Source organism: Streptomyces sp. NPDC085866 (genome assembly GCF_044541035.1).
Taxonomy (GTDB): domain Bacteria; phylum Actinomycetota; class Actinomycetes; order Streptomycetales; family Streptomycetaceae; genus Streptomyces.
The window spans coordinates 386,404-407,576 of sequence record NZ_JBITSQ010000001.1 but is presented as its reverse complement, the minus strand read 5'-3'; the positions used below and the strand labels follow the sequence as shown (position 1 = coordinate 407,576).

The window sequence follows — 21,173 nt, the reverse complement described above, 5'->3', positions numbered from 1 at the left end:
TGATGTCGCAGATGCCCCAGCAGGCCGCACCGTCGAAGTGCCCGAGCTGCGCGGAGCCGCTGGAGTCGGGTGACCTCTTCTGCGGCGCGTGCGGATACGACCTGTCCGTCGTGCCCGTCCCGCCGCAGGACCATCCGACGCTCACCATGACCGGCTCCCCCGCGCCCGGGGACGGCGTGGACTGGCCCGCACCCGAGCCGACCGGCTCCGGCAGCACCCCGGGCGAGGTGCATCTGCCGGCCGATCTGCCCGGCACCGACTCGGGCGGCAAGCCCCTGCACGCCGAGGAGCCGGCAGCGCCCGGCGTCCGCTTCGACCGGCCCCCGGAGCCCGACGAGTACCCGCTGCAGGCACCGGACCCGCGCGCGGCGGCCGCCGCCGTGCCGGAGGAGCCCCAGCCGGTCTGTGTGGCCTGCCGGGCGGGCCGGGTGGACAGCGACGGCTACTGCGAGAACTGCGGGCACGCCCAGCCCCGCGAACGCGACCACATGGAGCGGGAGTCGGGCCCGGTCGCCGCGGTCAGCGACCGCGGCCTGCGCCACCACCGCAACGAGGACGCCTTCACGGTCGGCCACACCGCGCTGCCCGACGGCGCGCCCGCCGCCCTGGCGATCGTCTGCGACGGCGTGTCCTCGGCGACCCGCCCGGACGAGGCCTCGACGGCCGCCGCGCAGGCGGCCGGTGACACCCTGCTGGCCGCCCTGCCGCGCGGCACCCACCCGCAGCAGGCGATGCACGAGGCGATCGTGGCCGCCGCCCAGGCCGTCAACGCGCTCGTCGAGAAGCCCGCCGCGGACCGCGAGCACGCCCCGCACCAGAACGCCCCGGCGTGCACCATCGTCGGCGCGATCGTCACCTCCGGGCTGCTGGTGGTCGGCTGGGTCGGTGACAGCCGCGCCTACTGGGTGCCGGCGGACCGCGGCGCGCCCGCGGCCCGGCTGACCGAGGACGACTCCTGGGCGGCGCAGATGGTCGCGGCCGGCCTGATGAACGAGGCGGAGGCGTACGCCGACGAGCGCGCCCACGCGATCACCGGCTGGCTCGGCGCGGACGCCTACGAACTGGAGCCGCACACCGCCTCCTTCAAGCCGGACCGGCCCGGTGTCGTGGTGGTGTGCACCGACGGCCTGTGGAACTACGCGGAGACGGCCGAGGAGATGTCCGAGGCGGTACCGGCCGACGCGGCCGAGCGGCCGCTGCACAGCGCCCGCGTTCTGGTCGGCCACGCCCTGGACGGCGGGGGCCACGACAACGTAACAGTGGCCGTCCTGCCGTTCCCGGCGCCCTCGCAGGGGGCAGGATCGGCCTGAGGCCGTACAAAACGGGGAAGCCTCGACGGACCGGAGGGGACCGGTCCGTCCACACGCATTGCTCCGCTCCGGCGGGGTGTCCGAGGGGGATCTGAACCAACATGGCCAATTTCGCGAAGTCCCACGCGCCGCAGTTCTCGGTCGACGTCTACCAGAACGAGTACCTGCCCGAGGGCGGCCGTGAGGTCAACGCCATCGTCACGGTGACGGCGACGGGCGGCGGCACGATCGGGAGCGCGGTCGCCGCGCCCGTGTACGCACCGGGCCACGGGCCCTCCGCCGCCGTGGCGATCATGGTCGACTGCTCGGGCTCCATGGACTACCCGCCGACCAAGATGCGCAACGCCCGGGACGCCACGGCCGCCGCGATCGACACCCTGCGCGACGGCACCCGCTTCGCGGTGATCGGCGGCACGCACGTCGCCAAGGAGGTCTACCCGGGCGGCGGACGGCTCGCGGTCGCCGACGCCCGGACCCGCGAGGAGGCCAAGCAGGCGCTGCGCCGGCTCAGCGCGGGCGGCGGTACGGCCATCGGCACCTGGCTGCGGCTGGCCGACCGGCTGCTGTCCTCGGCGGACGTGGCCATCCGGCACGGCATCCTGCTCACCGACGGACGCAACGAGCACGAGTCGCCTGAGGACCTGCGGGCCGCGCTGGACGAGTGTGCCGGGCGGTTCACCTGTGACGCGCGCGGTGTGGGCACCGACTGGGAAGTGAAAGAAGTCACAGGCATCGCCTCCGCACTGCTCGGCACCGCCGACATCGTCGCCGACCCGGCCGGCCTGGCCGCCGACTTCACGCAGATGATGGAGGCGGCGATGGGCAAGGAGGTCGCCGACGTCGCCCTGCGGGTGTGGACCCCGGTCGGCACGACCATCAGGTTCGTCAAGCAAGTCGCACCCACGGTGGAGGAGTTGACCGGTCGGCGCACGGAGGCCGGGCCCCGGGCCGGGGACTACCCCACCGGGTCCTGGGGCGACGAGTCCCGCGACTACCACCTGTGCGTCGAGGTCCCGGCGGCGGGTCTCGGCCAGGAGATGCTCGCCGCCCGGGTCTCGCTGATCGTCCCACAACCGGACGGATCGGTACAGAACCTCGGCGCCCAGGGGCTCGTACGGGCCGTATGGACCGACGACATGACGGCCTCGACCTCGATCAACCCCCAAGTCGCCCACTACACCGGGCAGGCCGAACTGGCACAAGCCATCCAGCAGGGGCTCGATCTCCGCAAAGCGGGCGATTTCGATGGAGCAACGGCCAAACTGGGCCGCGCTGTTCAGCTCGCGAGTGCCTCCGGGAACGCCGATACTGCGAAACTGCTTGCGAAGGTGGTGGACGTGGTCGATGCAGCGACGGGTACTGTGCGACTGAAGGCGAAGGTCGAAGAGGCCGACGAGATGACTCTCGAGACACGGTCCACAAAGACTGTTCGTGTAAAGAAGTAGTGACCCAGCAGTACCGAGTAGGACCTGAAGGAGAGGGGGAAGCGCCGACATGCCGACCTGCCCGAACGGACACCAGTCGGGTTCCGACGACTGGTGCGAGGTCTGCGGTCACCGCATGGCCGGTGCCGTACCTCCACCCCCGCCACCGCCACCGGCCGCCGGCGGCTACGGCTTCCCGCCCCCGCAGGGCACCCAGGCCGGCGGCCGCCCGCAGGGGGCCGGTGCGCCCGAGCCCGAGCTGTGCCCGCAGTGCCGTACGCCCCGCGAGGGCGGCGCGCCCTTCTGCGAGGAGTGCCGGTGGAACTTCCTGACCAACACGGCCACCTCGTACACCCCGGCCGCGCCGCGGCCGGCCCAGCCGCGCTTCCAGCCGCCGAGCGCGACGTACGGCGGCGGTGACTCGTACGAGTACCAGGGCTCGCGGCCCTCGCAGGTGAACCGTCCCGCCGAGCCGATCCCGTCGTTCGGCAGCGAGCCCTCGGGCCCGACGCCGTTCGCCGGCGAGCGCGGCCCGTCCGGCCCGCCGCCCACCGCGGGCGGCCCGGGCGGCTTCGGCGGCAACCAGCGTCCCTCCGGTCCCCCGTCGGCCTTCGGCGGCGGTCCGGGTCAGGGCCAGGGCGGTCCTGGCGGCCCCGGCGGTCCTTCGGGCTTCGGCGGTGCGCAGGGCCAGGGCGGTCCCGGCGGCCCCGGCGGTCCGTCCGGCTTCGGTGGCGGCCCGGGACAGGGCCCCGGCGGCCCTGGTGGTCCTTCGGGCTTCGGCGGTACGCAGGGCCAGGGTGGCCCCTCCGGCCCGCCGCCCTTCGGCCGTGAACCCTCCGGTCCCGGTGGCCCCGGTGGTCCCGGCGGCCCCTCCGGCTTCGGTGGCGACCCCTCGCGTCCGGTTCCGCCGCCGCCCGGGCCGACCCCGCCCGCCGGTCCCGGCGGCACGGCCGGCGGTCCCGGCGGCACGGCCGGCGGTGCGCCGCAGGCCTTCCAGCAGTCCGGCCCGCCCGCGCCGCCCGCGTTCCCGCGGGAGACCGGCCGGCCCCCGGCCGGCGGTCCGGCCTTCGGCGGCGGTCCGGCCTTCGGCGGCGGTGAAGACGACTGGGTGCTCTCCCCGCCGTCGGCCGGAAGCCCCGGTGGTCCCGGCGCCGGACAGGGCGGCGGCTACGGCTACCCGCCGCCCGGCGTCACCCAGGCCCCGCCCGGCTCCGGCTTCCCGTCGGCGCCACAGGGTCCGACGACGTGGATCGCGACCATCGGCCCGGACCGCGAGTACTTCATGGCGATGATGCACCGCTCGGGTCCCGAGGCCGCGGGCCTCAACCTGCCCGCGTACTCGCCCGAGCAGCAGCGCACGCTCAGCGGCAACCAGGTCACCATCGGCCGCCGCCGGCACTCCACCGGCGACACCCCCGACATCGACCTGTCGGTGCCGCCGGAGGACCCGGGCGTCTCGCACCAGCACGCGGTGCTGGTCCAGCAGCCGGACGGCACCTGGGCGGTCGTCGACCAGAACTCGACGAACGGCACCACGGTCAACGGCTCGGACGAACCGATCCAGCCGTTCGTGCCGGTACCGCTGCAGGACGGCGACCGGGTGCACGTGGGCGCCTGGACGACGATCACCGTCCGCCGGGGCTGAGCCGGGAATGTGACGACAGGCGCTAGGGGAGGGGCCAGGTGTACGGCCCCTCCGGGTCGTCCAGCCACGCCCACACGCGCTCGCCGCTGACCGTGACGCCGTACCGTGCGCGCTCCGGTCTGCCCTCGCGCTCCCACAGGGCGTAGGCCTCCTGCGGGTCGAAGGCGCCGTGGGTCAGGGCGAGCAGGAAGCGGAACAGCTCGTGCTCGCGGGCCGGGCGCGGCACCCCGTGCAGGGACACCGCCCCGGGTTCCACCCGGCCCGCGCCCCGCAGGGGCACGAAGTAGGCGGCCGTGGACAGGAAACGGCCCTCGGCGTGCCCGGTGTCGAAGACGTCGAGGGCGAGCAGCCCGGTCGCGAACGGGGTCAGGATGCGGGCGCCGGGGCGGCACTGGTCGAGCCAGGCGCGCGGCACCGTGGACAGCGTGCAGGTGGCGATGATCCGGTCGAACGGGGCGCGTTCGGGCACCCCGCGCGCGCCGTCGCCGGTGACGACCGCCGGGTGGTACCCGGCCACGGCCAGGTGCTGCCGGGCCGACTCGGTGATCTCCGGCTCCAGGTCGACCGTGGTGACGAGGTCGTCGTCGCCGAGCCGGTGGGCGAGCAGCGCCGCGTTGTACCCCGTCCCGGCCCCCACCTCCAGGACCCGGTTGCCGTCCTCGACCCGCAGGGCGACCAGCATCCTCGCCATCAGCGAGGGCTGGCTGCTGGAGGAGAGCAGCTCGCCGTCGCGCAGCCGCGTGGCCAGCGGGGTGTCGGCGTAGGCACCGAACACCCAGCGTCTGCGGTCCTCGGGGTCCGGGCTCTCCCGCCAGCGGCGCTCGTAACCGTCCCGGACGCCGACGTAGTAGTACGGCACGAACAGGTGCCGCGGCACCTCGGAGAACGCCTCCCGCCACACCGGTTCCTCGGCCCAGACCCCCTCGGCGTCGATCTCCCGCACCAGCGCGGCCCGCGCCACGGCGGCGAGCACGTCGATCTCGGTGTCGTAGGCGCCCATGTGCCCACAGTAGGGCTGCCGCTGCCCGCGGCGGGGCTGTCCCGGCGGGAGCCGGTCCTAAGCCTTGAGTCCTGGGTCACCCCGTCTGAGACCATGGACGGGTGAAAGAGATTCGGCGCGGCACGCTTCAGGAGCAGACCTTCTACGAGCAGGTCGGCGGGGAGGAGACCTTCCGCCGGCTCGTCCACCGTTTCTACGAGGGAGTCGCCGAGGACCCGCTGCTCAGGCCGATGTACCCGGAGGAGGACCTGGGCCCGGCCGAGGAGCGGCTGGCCCTGTTCCTGATGCAGTACTGGGGCGGCCCCACCACCTACAGCGACAACCGCGGCCACCCCCGGCTGCGGATGCGGCACGCCCCGTTCACCGTGGACCGGGCCGCGCACGACGCCTGGCTGAGGCACATGCGGGTGGCCGTCGACGAACTGGGGCTCTCCGAGGAGCACGGGACGACGCTGTGGAACTACCTGACGTACGCGGCCCAGTCGATGGTGAACACCCCCGAATGACCCGCTGAACGCCGGATTCCGGTCGTCTGACGCCGGAATCCGGTCACGATCCGGTATAGACCGATCGAGAAACGCTTACCCGCGAGCTGTCACCTCTGCCAGCATCACCCAAAGGTCTGGAAGTTCTGGAAGTCCGGACGACACGGGGGCAGGGTGACGGGGTTCGTCTTTGCACGCGCGCGGGCACATCGCCTGCTGCTCGGCTCCACCGTGCTCACGGTGCTGCTCACCACCGCGGTGCTGGCGACGCTCACGGCGTACTCGGGCGCGATCGGGGACGCGGCGCTGCGCCATGTGCTGAACGACCCGCGCAACGCGACCGCCACCTCGCTGATCGTCAAGGCCGAGGTGCCGGCGGACGGGCGCGCCGCCGCCGACACCGCCGTACGACAGGGCGCGCGCCGGACCTTCGACGGGTTACCGGTGACCGTGCGGACGCTGCGCCGCTCGGGCCCGTACGCGCTGCCCCGCTCGCTGCGGCCGCCCGCCGAGCGGTCGGGCAACCCGGATCTGGCCTTCTTCGCCGCGCTGGACCGCACGCAGGTGCGGCCGGTCGCCGGCCGGCTTCCCGGCCGGACGGGCGGCGAGATCGAGGTGGCACTCCCCCAGGCGGCCGCCCGGCCGCTCGGCCTGAAGCCCGGCGACCGCCTCACCCTGGCCGACCGGCTGGGCGACGGGACGGTCCGGGTACGGATCAGCGGGCTGTACCGGCCCGCGTCGGCGAACGCGCCGTACTGGCAGCTGGACGACCTGCTCGGGCGCGGTGTGAAGGAGTCCGGCTTCACGACGTACGGGCCGCTGCTCGCCGACCCCTCGGTGCTCGCCGGCGGACGGGTGAGCACCGGGCCGACAGCCTGGCTGGCGTCGGCCGACTTCGGCTCGGTGACGACCGGGCGCATCGGGGCGCTGCGGGACGCGGCGCGGACCGGGAGCACGGCGCTGCGCACGTCCCACGCCCTGAGCGGGGTGACCGCGTCGGCGACCTCGCTGCCGGACGTCCTGGACCGGGCCGACCGGTCGCTGCTGGTCTCCCGCTCGACCCTGCTGATCGTCGCGCTCCAGCTGGTGCTGCTCGCGGGGTACGCGCTGCTGCTGGTGGCCCGGCTGCTCGGCGCCGAACGGGCGGCCGAGACAAGGCTGCTGAGGGCTCGGGGCGCCTCTCGTGCCCGGATCGCGGCCCTCGCCGCGGCCGAGTCGCTGCTGCTCGCCCTCCCGGCCGCCGTCTGCGCGCCCCTGCTCGCCGGACCGCTCACCACCCTGCTGACCGCCCACGGCCCGCTGGCCCGGCTCGACCTGCGGCTCGACCTCCCGCCCGGCGGCAGCCCCGGAGTCTGGCTGGTGGCCGCCGCCGTGGCCCTGGGCTGCGCGCTGACGGTGACACCACCGGCGCTGACGGGGGCGGAGACGGAGCGGCGTGCACGGCGGGCGGAGCCGGGCCGGGCACGACGGCCGCTCGTCTCCCGCTTCGGGAAGGGCCGTTCGGGAGCCTCGCCCGGCGGCTCCCGCCCTCGCGCCCGCCGCACCGGCGCCGGTCTGCTCCCCACCCCGCTGCGCGCCGGAGGCGACCTGGGCCTGCTCGCCGTAGCTGCGGTGGCCTACTGGCAGTTGGCGCAGCAGGACTCGGGAAGTGTCGCCGCCGACCGGTCGGGGACGCTCGGGGTGGATCCCCTGCTGGTGGCCGCGCCGGCGCTGGCGCTGCTCGCCGGTACCGTGCTGACGCTGCGGCTGCTGCCGCCCGTGGCGCGGCTCGCCGAGCGGTGGGCGGCGGCCGGGCGGGGACTGCCGACGGCGCTGGCCGGCTGGCAGTTCAGCCGCCGTACCGCACGCGCCGCGGGTCCGGTGCTGCTGCTCGTGCTGGCCGTCGCACTCGGCATGCTGGCCATCGGGCAGGCGTCCTCCTGGGACCGCTCGCAGGACGACCAGGCCGACTTCCGCGCCGGAGCGCCGATGCGGGTTCTGTCCGCGGGGGACGGCGAACTCGGCCGTACGGACGTGTACGCGGCGCTGCCGCACGTACGCGGGGTGGTCCCCGCCGCACGCGCCGAGGAGCCGCTGTCCGGCGACCGTACGGCGACCGTGCTGGCCGCGGACACCGCGCACGCGGGCGACGCGATGCTGATGCGCCCGGACCTGGCGGCCGTACCGGTGCGGCCGCTGCTGGCCGCGCTGACGCCGAAGGACTCCCCGGCCGGGACCCGGGTACCGGCGCACACCGCGCGGCTGCGGCTGACGGCGAGCCTGCACAGCTCCGCGGGACCCGGGACGGCCGCCGACGTCACGGTCGGGCTCGAGGACCGGTCCGGGGTGCCGTACCAGGTGCCGTTCGGCCGGCTCCCCGCCGACGGCCGCCCGCACACCCTCACCCTCGACCTGGGCTCCGCCCCCGGCCCGGCGCTCCTCACCGCACTCCAGCTGGACATGCCCCAGCCGTCCGCGCGGGCCGAGCAACACCGGCTCACGTTCCGCGATCTGACCGCCGACGGGACCGACGGGACCCGGCGCCCGCTGGCGCTGCCCCCGTCCTGGACCACGGCCGTGCACACCGGCGGCGCGGCTGTCACGACCCCCGCCACCAACCCCACCCGGCCCCGGATCGTCTCCACCCGGCCGCTGACCGTCTCCTACCGCACCGGATACTCCCCGGACGCGGACGCGGACACGGTCGCCACGCTGTCCGTCCAGCTCCAGGTGGCGCGTCCCGCGCCGCCCGAGGTGACGGCCGTCGCCACCGACCGGTTCCTGGACTCGTCGGGCGCCCGCACCGGGCAGCGCGTGGACGTGCAGATCGGCGACCAGAGCATCCCGGTGCGGATCGTCCGGGCGGTGCGCGCGCTGCCCACGACCGGCGGCTCGGGCAGCCATGACGGCGGCGCCGTCCTGGTCGATCTGCGGGCCGCGAACCGGGTGTTGCAGGCGCGGTACGGGGAGAGCCTCACACCCACCGAGTGGTGGCTGCGCACGGCTCCGGGCCGTGCGGCCCAGGTCGTGGGCGAGGTGCGGGCGTTGCCGGACGTCCTCGACCCGGGGCAGGTGGTGGTCCGGGACGAGATCGCCGCCGAACTGCGCGACGACCCCTTCGGCGCCGGGCCCACGGCCGCGTTCGCCGCGGCGGCCGTGGTGGCGGCGGCCCTCGCCGCGGTCGGCTTCGCGGTGGGCGCCGCCGGGTCGCTGCGGGCGCGCGAGGCGGACTTCGCCGTGCTGCGCGCCCTCGGCGCCCCACGCCGCCGGCTGGCCCGCACGGTCGCCGTCGAACAGGCCGTCCTGGTGGGCCTGGCCCTGGCGGTCGGCGTCGCCCTCGGCACCGTACTGGCCCGTGGCGTGCTCCCGTTGATCGTCCTGACCGGTGACGCCACCCGGCCCGTGCCCGGCCTGCTGGTCCAACTTCCGCCCGTCCGTGTGGCGTTGCTGCTGGCCGCCGTCGCCGCGGCTCCGCTGGCGGTCGCGGCGACGGCGACCGTGCACCGCGCGGCCCCGGCGCGGGCACTGCGCGAACAGAGAGGTGAGTGAGGTGAGTTACGTGCCCGCCGTGGTCGCTCCCTGGGTGCGTACCCGGCTGCGGGCCGCGCCCGGTGCCGCGCTCGCGCTCGCGCTGCTGGTCGTGGTGACCGCCTGTCTGGCAGGGGCCTTTCCCCGTGCGGTCGACCGGTACGAGGACGCGGGTCTGGTGCACACCCTCCGCCAGGCCCGCCCCGAGCGCACCACCCTGCGGGTGAGCGCGCCGCTGCCCCTGTTCGGCGACGACCCTGGCACGATGTTCAGCCCAGACGTGCTGAAACGGCAGTACGAGAAGCTGCTGGGCACGGTCGGCGGCGCACTGTCCGTCGACCGCGGCCAGTCGGCGTACGGCATCGCGACCCAGACCGACGCGGCCGTGCCCGATCCGTTCATCCCGCGTCCGAGCGGTCTGCTCGCCCATGTCCAGCTGGTCGCGCAGAGCGGCCTGGCCGGGCACGCCGGCATCCGCGAGGGCCGGCTGCCGCGCGCCGCGGGCCCGGTGGACCCGATGGCGCCCGAGGTGGAGGCCGCCGTCACCGCCGCCACCGCCAAGAGCCTGCACATCAAAGTGGGTTCGGTCATCCACGTGCCCTGTGTCGGCCGCGACCCGCTCGCCGTCCGGGTCACCGGCATCCTCACCCCGCGCGACCCCTCCGGCGCCTACTGGTCGACCGTCCCGCTGCTGCGCACGCCGAGCCTGGTCCCGCTGCCCCCGCCCGGCCCGCCGCAGACCTACTGGCTCGGCGCACTCCTGCTGTCCCCGGAAGCAGCCCCCGCCCTGCTGAACACGCGCGGAGAACCCGCCCGCTACTGGTACTTCGCCCCGGACCTCGGCGGTCTGCGTGGTCACGACCTGGACCACCTGGGGTCCGCCGTCGCCTCCCTGGAGTCCGGCCCCGGCCTGCAGCACGCCCGCACCACCGTGGGCCAGAACGCCGATGTCGGCACCGGCCTGGACGACGTCCTCGCCGCGTTCTCCCGGCTGCGCTCGGGCATCTCCCCGCTGGTCGCGGTGGCAGCCGCCGGCACCGCCACGGTCGCCGTCGTCGTCCTGCTCATGGCGGGCGGCCTGGCCGCCGACCGCCGTCGCACCGAACTCGCCCTGCTCCGCGCCCGGGGCGCCTCCCTGCCCGGCCTCACCGGCCGGCTGCTGGCCGAGACCGCCGTGGTCGCCGTACCTGCGGGCGCGGCCGGCCTGGCCGTCGCGCTCCTCCTCTTCCCCGGCGCCCGTACCGGTCCCGCCGTGGCCGCCGCCCTGGCCGTCACGCTCACCGCCTGCGCCGCCCTCCCGCTGCGCGCCGCGCTCGCCCACCGCGCGGTACGGGTGACGGCCGCACGGGAGGACGTGACGGCCGTACGCCCCTCCCGGCGCCGCACGGTGGCCGAGCTGACCCTGCTGGCACTGGCGGCCGGGGCGGTGGCGACCCTGCGCCGAAGCGGCACGTCGGCCGGTCAACTGGTGTCCCTGGCCCCGGTGCTGGCCGGCGTCATCGCGGCCCTGCTGCTGCTCCGCCTCCACCCTCTGCTGCTGCGCCGCCTCGCCCGCCCGGCCGGCCGGCTGCGCGGGGCGGTGGGCCATCTGTCCCTGGCCCGCGCGGGCCGCGCCCAGGCCTCCGCGGTACTGCCTCTGCTGGCCCTGCTGACCGCGCTGACCACGGCGGCCTTCGGTGGCTCGGTCCTGGCCGGCGTGGCCGAGGCCCGGGACCGTGCGGCCCTGCTCACGGTCGGGGCCGACGCCCGCATGGACGCGACCGCCGCGCTCCCGGCGGACCTGGCCGCCCGGGTACGCGGGCTGCCCGGGGTGCACGGGGTGGCTGCGGCGAGCATCACGTACGAGGCGAAGCCGCTGGACGGGGAGGACACGGTACCGCTGGTCGGGGTGGACCCGGCCGCGTACGGCCGGCTGGCGGCCGACACCGGCCTCGGGACCTTCCCGGCAGGCGAGTTGAAGAATGCGAAGACGCTCCCCGCCCTCGCCTCCCCCTCCATCGCCCACGCGTACGGCACCCGGCGCCCCTTCCCGGTACGGCTGGGGGACGGCAGCGCGGTCACCGTCCGGATCACCACCGTCCTCGACCGCACCCCGGCCGTGCCCGGCGCCGACTTCCTGATCGTCAACCGCGCCGGGCTCCCGGACTCGGCCGTCCGCCCCACGACACTGCTGCTGACCGGCGCCCACCTGGACGCGGACGCGCTGCGCCGCGCGTCCCCCGCCTCGGTCACGGTGCAGACCCTGGCCGAGGTGCGGTCCCGGTACGCCGACTCGCCCCTGCAGACCGGCGCCGGGCACGTCTACACGGCGGCGGTGGCCGCGGGCGCCGGCTTCGCCGTCCTCGCCCTGCTCCTCGCGCTGCTGCGGGCGGCACCCGAACGCACCGCGCTCCTCGCCCGCCTGCGCACGATGGGCCTCACCCGCGCCCAGGGCCGCCGCCTCCTCGTCCTGGAGTCCCTCCCCCAGGCCCTCCTCGCCGCGGCCGGCGGCACCCTGACCGGCTGGACCGCCATCCACCTCCTCTCCCCCGGCATCGACCTGACCACCATCGCCCTGCCCTCCGCCCAGCCCGGCGTGAACTCGGCCACCCTGCACCCGGACACCTGGTCACTGACGGCACCGGCGATCACGGTGGTCGTGCTGACGGTGGGAGTCGCGGGGACTCAGGCGTGGTGGACGGGGAGACGGGGGTCGGTACGGGAGTTGCGGGCGGGGGAGGGGCGATGAGCGTTCAGGGCAACCACCCAGGAGACCCCATGACAGCCGATCCCACCCTCACCGACCTCGCCAACCAGGTCACCGAGAGCCGCAACCAGCCCGCCTACGGCCACGACGCCCTCATCACCTGCGACCGCATCGTCCGCATCTTCTCCGCGGACGGCGTGGAGGTACAGGCCCTCCAGGGCCTCGACCTCCTCGTCCGTGAGGGCGAGCTGATGGCCCTGGTCGGCGCCTCGGGCAGCGGCAAGTCCACCCTTATGAACATCCTGGCCGGCCTGGACACCCCCACGGCGGGCGCCGCCCGCGTCGCCGGCCGCGACCTGCTCACGATGACCGCGAAGGACCGCCTCGCCTACCGCCGGGAGGTCGTCGGCTTCGTCTGGCAGCAGACCTCCCGCAACCTGCTCCCCTACCTCACCGCGGCCCAGAACGTCGCCCTCCCGCTCCAGCTGTCCGGCGCCCGCACCCGCCGCCGCGTCCGCGCCGAACGCGCCCTGGAACTCCTGGAGTTGCTCCAGGTGGCCGACTGCCGCGACCGCCACCCGCACGAGATGTCCGGCGGCCAGCAGCAGCGCACCGCGATCGCGGTGGCCCTCGCGAACGCCCCCGCGGTCCTCCTCGCCGACGAACCCACCGGCGAACTCGACTCCCAGACCGGCGCGCAGATCTTCGACGCGTTCCGCACCGCGAACGAGACGCTCGGCACCACCATCGTGATCGTCACCCACGACCAGGCGGTGGCCGGAGAGGTCCGCCGCACGGTCGCCATCCGCGACGGCCGCACCTCCACCGAGGTGCTGCGCCGCAGCGAGGTGGACGCCGCGACCGGCCACGAGACCGTGGTCGCCCGCGAGTACGCCATGCTCGACCGCGCGGGCCGCCTCCAGCTGCCCGCGGAGTACACGAGGGCCCTGAACATGCGCGACCGGGTGGCCCTGGAACTGGAGCCGGACCACATCGGAGTGTGGCCGGACGACAGCGCGGAGAAGTAGCGGAGAAGCAGGAAGCCGGGTCAGCGCACGCTGACGCCGAGGGTGCCGAGCCCGGCCCGCCGCACCGCGACGGATCCGTACGGCGTGCGCAGCCTCAGCCACGCCCCGGAGGAGAACAGCCCGGTCTCGGCCGCGCCGGTCCCCGGCCGCAGAAAGCCCAGCGACTGCGCCGCGTGCACGGCCCGCACCGGCAGCCGGGTCTCCCCTATCTCCCGGGACCAGATGTCCCGTCCGATCCGGTCCAGCTCCGTACGCGTACGCCGCTCCGGCGCCAACTCCTCGGTGCGGGACCGGAACTCGGCGACGGCCGCGGCCACGGTCGTACGCAGCGTGTCCGGTACGGGCAGCCCCGGCTCGGGCTGCCAGCCGCCGCGCGGCGGCAGCACACCGGCCCACGGCGGCCCGGTGACGGCGGCCGGGACGGCGGCCGTGGCGGCCCGCTCGTCCACGGACTCCAGGAGTTCACCGGCGGAGACGGTCACGTCGAGCGTGACCTCGAGCCCGTTCTCGTACGGCTTCGCCAGGCGCACCGCGCGGACCGCCAGCACCTCGAAGGACGGCGGCCGTCCGAACACGGCGAGTGCGGTTCCGGACGCCTGCAGGCGCACCGCGGCTCCACGGTCGTAGTGGAGCAGCCGGGAGAGGAAGGCGGCGAGGTCCGCCGCCTCCGACTCGTCGGCCAGGTGCAGCACCGTCATGCGGCGACGGCCTCCTCGTCGGCCGCGTCCGTGTACTCCTCGAGGAACTCCCGCTCCTCCTGGGTGATCCGGCGCGGCCGCTGGGCCTCGAAGTCGAACGGCACGACCACCGTCGAGGCCCGTACGTAGACCACGTCCTCGTCCTTCACCTCGTAGGTGATGGTGAAGGACGCGGCCTTGATCTCGGTGACCCACAGCTCGATGTCCACCGGGTGGTGCCGGTGGACGAGCTGCCGCTTGTAGTCGATCTCGTGGCGCGCCACCACGGACCCCTGCTTGAACTCCTTGTCCGGGCGGAACAGGAAGTTGATCCGGGCTTCCTCCAGGTAGCGGATGAAGACCGCGTTGTTGACATGGCCGTACGCGTCCATGTCGGACCAGCGCAGGGGGCAGCGGTAGATGTGACGCAAGTTCGATCAGCCCCGGGTCAGCTTCTTGTAGGTGGCACGGTGCGGGCGCGCGGCGTCCGGTCCGAGCCGCTCGATCTTGTTCTTCTCGTACGACTCGAAGTTGCCCTCGAACCAGAACCACTTCGACTCACCCTCGTAGGCGAGGATGTGCGTGGCGACGCGGTCGAGGAACCAGCGGTCGTGGGAGACGACCACGGCGCAGCCGGGGAACTCCAGCAGCGCGTTCTCCAGGCTGCTGAGGGTCTCGACGTCGAGGTCGTTGGTGGGCTCGTCGAGGAGCAGCAGGTTGCCGCCCTGCTTCAGGGTCAGCGCCAGGTTGAGGCGGTTGCGCTCACCACCGGAGAGGACACCGGACGGCTTCTGCTGGTCCGGCCCCTTGAACCCGAAGGCGGACACATACGCGCGGGACGGCATCTCGACCTGTCCGACGTTGATGTAGTCGAGCCCGTCGGACACGACCTCCCACAGCGTCTTCTTGGGGTCGAGGTTCTCGCGGCTCTGGTCGACGTAGGAGATCTTGACGGTCTCGCCGACCTTGATGTCGCCGGAGTCCGGGGTCTCCAGGCCCTGGATCATCTTGAACAGCGTGGTCTTGCCGGCGCCGTTCGGGCCGATGACACCGACGATGCCGTTGCGCGGGAGGGTGAAGCTCAGCCCGTCGACGAGGACCTTCTCACCGAAGGCCTTGTTCAGCTTGTCGACCTCGACGACGACGTTGCCCAGACGCGGGCCCGGCGGGATCTGGATCTCCTCGAAGTCCAGCTTCCGCATCTTGTCGGCCTCGGCGGCCATCTCCTCGTACCGCGCGAGACGGGCCTTGGACTTGGCCTGACGCCCCTTGGCGTTCGACCGCACCCACTCCAGCTCCTCCTTGAGCCGCTTCTGCCGCTTGGCGTCCTTCTGGCCCTCGACCTTCAGACGGGTGGCCTTGGTCTCCAGGTACTTCGAGTAGTTGCCCTCGTAGCCGTGCAGGCGGCCGCGGTCGACCTCGCAGATCCAGCCGGCGACGTTGTCGAGGAAGTACCGGTCGTGGGTGACGGCCACGACGGTGCCCGGGTACTTGGCGAGGTGCTGCTCCAGCCAGTTCACGGACTCGGCGTCGAGGTGGTTGGTGGGCTCGTCGAGGAGCAGCAGGTCGGGCTGCTCCAGCAGCAGCTTGCAGAGCGCGACGCGGCGCTTCTCACCACCGGAGAGGTTGGTGACGGGCCAGTCGCCGGGCGGGCAGCCCAGCGCGTCCATGGCCTGCTCCAGCTGGGCGTCGAGGTCCCACGCGTTGGCGTGGTCCAGCTCCTCCTGCAGCTTGCCCATCTCGTCGAGCAGCGCGTCGGAGTAGTCGGTCGCCATCAGCTCGGCGATCTCGTTGAACCGGTCGAGCTTGCCCTTGATCTCGGCGACACCGTCCTGGACGTTCTCCAGGACCGTCTTCGCCTCGTTCAGCGGGGGCTCCTGCAGCAGGATGCCGACGGTGTAGCCCGGCGACAGGAACGCGTCGCCGTTCGACGGCTGCTCAAGGCCAGCCATGATCTTCAGCACGGTCGACTTACCGGCACCGTTCGGGCCGACGACACCGATCTTCGCTCCCGGCAGGAAGCTCAGGGTGACGTCGTCGAGGATCACCTTGTCGCCGTGCGCTTTGCGCGCCTTGCGCATGGTGTAAATGAACTCAGCCAAGAGAAACCGTCCGGCAGCTTGAATCTGGCAGTGGGCAGATACACCCCATCTTGCCTGACCGCTAGGCCTGGATGGAAACCAGTGCGAGCGGGCGCCGCTGACCTGGGGTTTCCCGGAACGGCCGAGGGGCTGTCACACCCGGGGACCCGGGTGTGACAGCCCCTCGGACCGGATGGTCCGGCGTAGCCGCCCTGGGGACTCAGCCCTTGGCGTGCTCGTTGTCCAGCGTCGCCCCGGCGTCCCGCTGCGTCGGGATCACCGGGAGGGCGCGCACCGCCATGCTCGCCCGGTGCTCGTCGGCCTCCGCGCACAGCGCACGGGCCGCCTCGTTGAAGCGGACGACGGACGGCGGGTCGGAGGGGCCCAGCAGGTGCAGCTTGAGCTCGGTGCGGGCCTCGGCGTAGGTGTCCTTCTCGGGGTGGCGCACGGACTCCAGCAGGGCCGGTATGCCGGCCGCGTCCGGAGTGAGGACGGCGCCCGCCCGGACCGTCGGGAAGGCCGCGCGGAAGTCCTGCTCGGGAAGGCCGCTGGTGTTGGCGACGGCGTAGGGCTTCTCGCTCTCCAGATAGTCGGAGATGACGCTGGAGACATCGCTGACCAGCACGTCGGCCACGTTGAAGCAGGCGTAGACGTTCGGCCGCGCCCCGGTGACGATCTGGTGCTCCCACGCGGGGAACGAGGCCCAGAACGCGGTCTCCCAGGCGGCGGTCGCGGCGGTCACGGCCGCGGCCCGGCCGGGCTCCGGGACCGACTGGAGCAGCATCCGCTCCGCGTCGTCCGCGCTCGCCCGGAACGAGGACGTGGTCAGCCGGTCGAGTTCGGCGGTCCGGCCGGCCAGCTCCGCCGCCGCGGAGGGCGCCGGTCGCTCATGGGCGTGCTCCGCGGCACGGACGGCGTTCGCGGCGCGGATCATCTCCTGGATCCGGGCGTTCGCGGCTCCCGCCTGGGGAACGACCGAACCCGTCAGCGGGTGCGGCTTGTACAGGAGCCGGACCCCCGGATCGGCCAGGAGCGCGCGGACGATGTTCTCGCCGGCCTCGATGATCGAAGTGTTGCCCGGGTTGCCGTCCCAGCCCTCCCACGTGGGGGCGTAGAGAACCGTGGTGTACAGGCCGGTGGGCGCACCGGCGTACGGCGCGATCGCGTCCAGCTGCGGGCGTCCGATCTCCACGACGTCCCGGTCGTCGACGCCCACGTTGGCCAGGGCGTACCGCTCGCGTGCCGCGGGACCGGCCACCCACACCTCGTCGTACGCCTTCGCGTACGGGTTGCAGCTGGACAGCTTGTCGCTCTCGCCGTGGTTGACGAAGGCGTGCTTGATGGTGGGGATCCGCAGCACCTGCGAGGTCTTGCCCGAGTTCGACGGGTGGATCAGCATCTTCAGCGTGGACTGCTCGAGCCGCATCAGGTCGGCGACCTTGGGCAGGCACACGATCGGGATGTCGGTCGACGCGATCTTCCGCACCATGAAGCGCTCACGGAGCACGATCAGCGGACGGCCCTCCAGCCGGGCCAGCGGCTCCAGCCACATGTTCGCCTGGTAGGCCGAGCTGGTGCCGCCGGAGAAGTACATGCCCGCCGTCGGCCGGTACTCGGCGAGCCAGGCCTCGAACCACTCCAGCGCCTGCTCGCTCGTCACCGGCCTGCGGGCCGGCAGCAGCCGCACCAGCAGCAGGCCGACGGCGACCACCGCGCAGGCGCCGGACACGGCGATGCCAGCGGCGGCGGACCAGGCCGAGACGCCCGCCGCGGTGGCCAGCAGGCCGGCCGTCGAGGGCAGACCGAACATCAGCAGCCGCTGCCCGGCGCGGTTCATCAGCAGCGCCGGAGGAGCGGGGCTCAGCCGCAGCGGCGAGGCGTCGATGTTCCGGGTCACCACGGGCAGGGTGCGGGACCGGCGGACGAGGATCGCGAGCGCCTGGCAGGCGAAGTGCAGGGAGTAGAAGGCCAGCAGACCGCAGACGAGAACCAGGTACTTCGTCTCGTAGTCCTGGTCCTCGATACGGATCAGACCGGCCACCAGCAGAAGATCCCGCACGACGTGGCGCACGAACACAGTCGCATGCAGCTTCCCGAGGGCCGAGGCCATGCCCCGCTGCCAACGGTGCATGGCCATGTCAGCCAGTAGTCCGGCAACGGCGGAGGCCACGAGCAGGGGAACACTCGACAGGAGGGCGCCGACCACCTGGCCGGCGTACGACAGAGCGAGCACCGTGGGCAGGAGGAGACGTGCCGCAGCGGTACGCAACCGAGCGGGCAAGGGCGATGACACTTCGCGGGCTCCAGGCAACTCAACATCCCTGAGCACGGACTCGCTGACCGGCGCGGTCGGATGACCGCGGACTGGAAGCCGATGCCCACGGATGTTCTCCAAATAGGTGGTCGGACTTTACCTGTGCGTCAGCTACTTTTGCCGCGGGGGTGGCCTGGAACACCCTCCCGCTTTGCGCAGGCGGCCGGCCCTGCGGGGAAAGTCGATCAGGCGGAGCGCTCTGACCTGGGGGTTTCTCAGGAGCGGAGGGCGGCGTCGAGATCGCGGATGAACTCTCCCACACGCCCGCCTCCGGGAGGCGCCGCGGGCAGCCTGCCGAGCACCACGGTGACCGCCGCCGGTGCGTGACGACGCGCCCATTCAAGGGTCCCCGCGGAGACGGACTGCTCCTCGGATGCCAGCTCCCCTGATGCCAGCTCCTCGGCTCGCGCCGCATGCGCCGCCGCGCCGAGGATGTGCTTCACCTGATGAGCGTCCGCCAGGGGATGAAGGAACGCCGCACCGGCCGCATGGCAGGCCGCTCGGGCCGCGTCGACCGCGGCGGGTGAATCGGCCTCCTGAGCCGCCCTGAACGCCGCCCAGGCGCTCTGCCGCAGAGCCCCTGTACGCCGGCCGCCCCCGGCGAAGGCGTCCGCCGCGTCGATGGCGTCGCGGGGGCGGGTGTCGGCTGGCAGGCTCTCTTCGAAGATCGACAGCGCCCTGCGCGCGCATTCGGCCGCGTAGCCCGTGATCTCACGAAGTTCGTCTTCGCTCAGCTCGATCTTGTCCGACTTGGTTGGCACGGCTCAATCCTGCCGCAGGCCCCTGGGCGGGCGCGGCAGGCCGTGGGGCCCGTCACTCCCCCGTGGGCGTCTCCTTGCGGCGCAGGATCACCAGGACGGCGCCACCGATCACCACCAGGCCGATGGCCACTCCGGCGATCATCGGGGTGATCGCGGAGCCGCCCGTGGCGGCGAGGTCCGTGTCCGGCGGGGTGGTGTTGCCGCCGACCGTGGCGGGGCTGGGCTCGCTGAGGGTCTGGGTGCTCTTGGTGGTCAGCGCGCCCTGGGTCCGACAGTCGAGGACGCCGGTGAAGCGGTGGCTGAAGCCGTTCGGGCCGGTGATCGTGAAGTCGTAGGGCTGGTCCTCCTGGAGCGGGACCGTCACCGTGCGGGTGGCCCCCGCCGGGATTGTGTGCTCGGCTCCCATCAGCTCGAAGGTGAAGGGCTGGTCGCCCTTGTTGGCCGTGGTGATGTCCACGCCGCCCTTGGCGCAGTTCTTCCGGGCCGACACCGCCGGTATGGCGCCCTTGTCCGCCCAGGTGGCACTCGCGGTCGCGGAGACCGTGGACTCGCTGGAGCCGGCCAGGATCTGGGTCTGGCTGCGGCTCTCGGAGGCGAAGGCACGGCCCACCGGCACGGTGGTCGACGCCTGCACGGTCAGCTGGGCCGACCCGTCATCCGCGTCCTCGGGGATGTCGAAGTACAGCTCGCTGCCGTCCTTCGCCGAGGTGATCACCTTGCCGGTCCTGTCGATGATCCGTACCCCGCTGCCGGCCAGGTCCGCGGGCGGGCTCACCGTCACGCCGTCCGCGTTGGTGTGCACGGTCACCGGGCCGAGCAGATCACCGGGGCGACCGGAGACCGCGGGCGGGTCCAGGGTCAGCGAGGCCTGCGGCTCGGCGCTGCCGCGGGCGCTCTTCTGCAGGTAGTCGGCGAGCTTCTCGGCCTGCGGGTCGACGGCGTCGACCTTCGCCCCGTCCGAGTAGCGCCAGATGGCCACCTGGGTGCCTGCCGCCGCGTCCTGCTCGGTCAGTCCGCTCACGCCCGCCTTCCGGGCGAGGGCGGCGAGGTCGTTGACCTGGGGGTAGGAGTTCTGCAGGATCCAGCGGATCCGGCCGGCGTCCTTGTTGGCGCCCAGCGAGGTGCCGCTCCAGGGCGTCTCCTGGTAGCGGGCGTCGCGCTGGGTGGGGTTGTGGATGTCGACACAGTACGTCTGCAGGGTGCCGCCGCCGTCCACGGACATCTCGAACAGACCCGCGGCCACCCGCTGGTCGCCGCCGTCCTCGTGGATCACGGCCTCGCCGTAGGTCTTCAGACCGTTGATCGTGGCCGTCGCGCCGCCCTGGGTCTGCGGTGTCCCGTCGGCCGCGGCCACGCCGGAGCCGGCCAGCACACTCGCCGCCACCAGACCGGACACCAGCGTCACGGCGCCGAGGCGGGCCACTTGGGCGGATCGAGGCAACCCAGAGAACGCAGCAAGCACAGAATTCCCCTTCGAGCAGGACCCGTTGGACGTGGGGGACGGTCCCACCAGCAGAATCGGCGGCCCCGAAGGGCATGCCCGGCATCCTATGGATCACGCGGACCTCGCCCGGCCGGTCAGATCGTCTGACAGCCGATCCGATCCGGAATCGTTATCGCCCGGACGGGACACGAGCTGGGCTTATCGACAAATCCACTGATTCGTTCGGGGTGTTCGAAGTGACGACCCGACAAGCCGCAGCTCGGTGCAGGCTCAGGCCGGGGCACCGTCGGCGGAGACGGAGCGGTCGACGGAGCCGACGGCTCGGCTCACGTCACGTCACCGCCGCTGGTTCCGGGCGCTGTTGGGCCGGATCGTCGGCCGGGGCTTCGGCGGGCGGTGTCTCCCAGTTCGGCTCCGGACGTACCGCCGCCGGCGCTTCCGGCCTGGCCGCGCGGCGGAAGAGCGCGGTGCCCCGCGCCAGGTCGTGGCCGATGGCCACCGCGTCGATGTCGGCCGACGCCCAGTTCTGCTGCCCCTCGCGCACCTCCGAGCGGACCTTCAGCCGCCCCTGGACGACGACGGGCTGCCCCACCTCCACCGACGCCGCCACGTTCACGGCGAGCTGGCGGTTGGCCCACACCGTGAAGAAGTTGGTGTGCCCGTCCGTCCAGGCGTTCTTCTCCCGATCCCAGTACCGCGAGGTCACTGCCAGCCGGAACCGCGCCGACGGGCCTGCCGCCGGCTCCCGGTACACCGGCTGCGTCGCCACGTTGCCCACCACGCACACCACGGTCTCGTTCATCGTGAACCC

At 73.5% G+C, this 21,173-nt stretch carries 15 protein-coding genes; 7 read left to right on the top strand and 8 right to left on the bottom strand.

Annotated elements, in window-relative coordinates:
* The first annotated feature begins 2 nt into the window (after positions 1 to 2).
* From ACIF83_RS01835 to ACIF83_RS01825, 3 genes are all read left to right on the top strand, one after another.
* Positions 3 to 1,310 carry a PP2C family serine/threonine-protein phosphatase gene (locus ACIF83_RS01835; protein ID WP_399722776.1) on the top strand — a complete coding sequence of 436 codons (1,308 nt, stop codon included), beginning with the start codon at positions 3 to 5 and terminating at the stop codon, positions 1,308 to 1,310.
* Between the two features lie 101 nt (positions 1,311 to 1,411).
* Entirely contained in the window at positions 1,412 to 2,755 is a 1,344-nt protein-coding gene (locus tag ACIF83_RS01830) for a VWA domain-containing protein (RefSeq protein ID WP_399722774.1), read from the top strand.
* 49 nt (positions 2,756 to 2,804) lie between these two features.
* Positions 2,805 to 4,379 carry an FHA domain-containing protein gene (locus ACIF83_RS01825; protein ID WP_399722772.1) on the top strand — a complete coding sequence of 525 codons (1,575 nt, stop codon included), beginning with the start codon at positions 2,805 to 2,807 and terminating at the stop codon, positions 4,377 to 4,379.
* A gap of 22 nt (positions 4,380 to 4,401) precedes the next feature.
* Here ACIF83_RS01825 and ACIF83_RS01820 read toward each other — a convergent pair whose 3' ends face one another.
* On the bottom strand, positions 4,402 to 5,379 hold the full coding sequence (locus ACIF83_RS01820) for a methyltransferase domain-containing protein (protein ID WP_393464659.1): 978 nt from the start codon (positions 5,377 to 5,379) through the stop codon (positions 4,402 to 4,404).
* Between the two features lie 101 nt (positions 5,380 to 5,480).
* Here ACIF83_RS01820 and ACIF83_RS01815 point away from each other — a divergent pair, with 101 nt between their 5' ends.
* From ACIF83_RS01815 to ACIF83_RS01800, 4 genes are all read left to right on the top strand, one after another.
* On the top strand, positions 5,481 to 5,885 hold the full coding sequence (locus ACIF83_RS01815; RefSeq protein WP_393464656.1) for a globin: 405 nt from the start codon (positions 5,481 to 5,483) through the stop codon (positions 5,883 to 5,885).
* Between the two features lie 153 nt (positions 5,886 to 6,038).
* Positions 6,039 to 9,392, top strand: coding sequence for an FtsX-like permease family protein (locus ACIF83_RS01810; protein ID WP_399722769.1), 3,354 nt, complete (start codon positions 6,039 to 6,041; stop codon positions 9,390 to 9,392).
* Positions 9,393 to 9,402: 10 nt separating this feature from the next.
* Positions 9,403 to 12,099: an FtsX-like permease family protein gene (locus ACIF83_RS01805; RefSeq protein WP_399723141.1), complete on the top strand. Its 2,697-nt coding sequence runs from the start codon at positions 9,403 to 9,405 to the stop codon at positions 12,097 to 12,099.
* 29 nt (positions 12,100 to 12,128) lie between these two features.
* On the top strand, positions 12,129 to 13,085 hold the full coding sequence (locus ACIF83_RS01800) for an ABC transporter ATP-binding protein (RefSeq protein ID WP_399722767.1): 957 nt from the start codon (positions 12,129 to 12,131) through the stop codon (positions 13,083 to 13,085).
* A gap of 20 nt (positions 13,086 to 13,105) precedes the next feature.
* Here the strand turns inward: ACIF83_RS01800 and ACIF83_RS01795 are convergent, their stop codons facing one another.
* The 7 genes from ACIF83_RS01795 to ACIF83_RS01765 form a co-directional block, all read right to left on the bottom strand.
* Positions 13,106 to 13,783 carry a hypothetical protein gene (locus ACIF83_RS01795; RefSeq protein WP_399722765.1) on the bottom strand — a complete coding sequence of 226 codons (678 nt, stop codon included), beginning with the start codon at positions 13,781 to 13,783 and terminating at the stop codon, positions 13,106 to 13,108.
* Entirely contained in the window at positions 13,780 to 14,193 is a 414-nt protein-coding gene (locus ACIF83_RS01790; RefSeq protein ID WP_386581202.1) for an acyl-CoA thioesterase, read from the bottom strand. Before ACIF83_RS01790 ends, ACIF83_RS01795 begins: the two co-directional genes overlap by 4 nt.
* A 6-nt stretch (positions 14,194 to 14,199) precedes the next feature.
* Positions 14,200 to 15,864 carry an energy-dependent translational throttle protein EttA gene (gene ettA, locus ACIF83_RS01785; RefSeq protein ID WP_145878239.1) on the bottom strand — a complete coding sequence of 555 codons (1,665 nt, stop codon included), beginning with the start codon at positions 15,862 to 15,864 and terminating at the stop codon, positions 14,200 to 14,202.
* Between the two features lie 199 nt (positions 15,865 to 16,063).
* Complete coding sequence (locus ACIF83_RS01780; RefSeq protein ID WP_399723139.1) at positions 16,064 to 18,085, bottom strand: hypothetical protein; 2,022 nt, start codon at positions 18,083 to 18,085, stop codon at positions 16,064 to 16,066.
* A 287-nt stretch (positions 18,086 to 18,372) separates the two neighbouring features.
* Positions 18,373 to 18,918 carry a putative immunity protein gene (locus ACIF83_RS01775; RefSeq protein WP_393464639.1) on the bottom strand — a complete coding sequence of 182 codons (546 nt, stop codon included), beginning with the start codon at positions 18,916 to 18,918 and terminating at the stop codon, positions 18,373 to 18,375.
* A gap of 52 nt (positions 18,919 to 18,970) precedes the next feature.
* Positions 18,971 to 20,323: a Cys-Gln thioester bond-forming surface protein gene (locus tag ACIF83_RS01770; protein WP_399722762.1), complete on the bottom strand. Its 1,353-nt coding sequence runs from the start codon at positions 20,321 to 20,323 to the stop codon at positions 18,971 to 18,973.
* Positions 20,324 to 20,693: 370 nt separating this feature from the next.
* Positions 20,694 to 21,164 carry a single-stranded DNA-binding protein gene (locus ACIF83_RS01765; RefSeq protein WP_398138896.1) on the bottom strand — a complete coding sequence of 157 codons (471 nt, stop codon included), beginning with the start codon at positions 21,162 to 21,164 and terminating at the stop codon, positions 20,694 to 20,696.
* Positions 21,165 to 21,173: the final 9 nt, after the last annotated feature.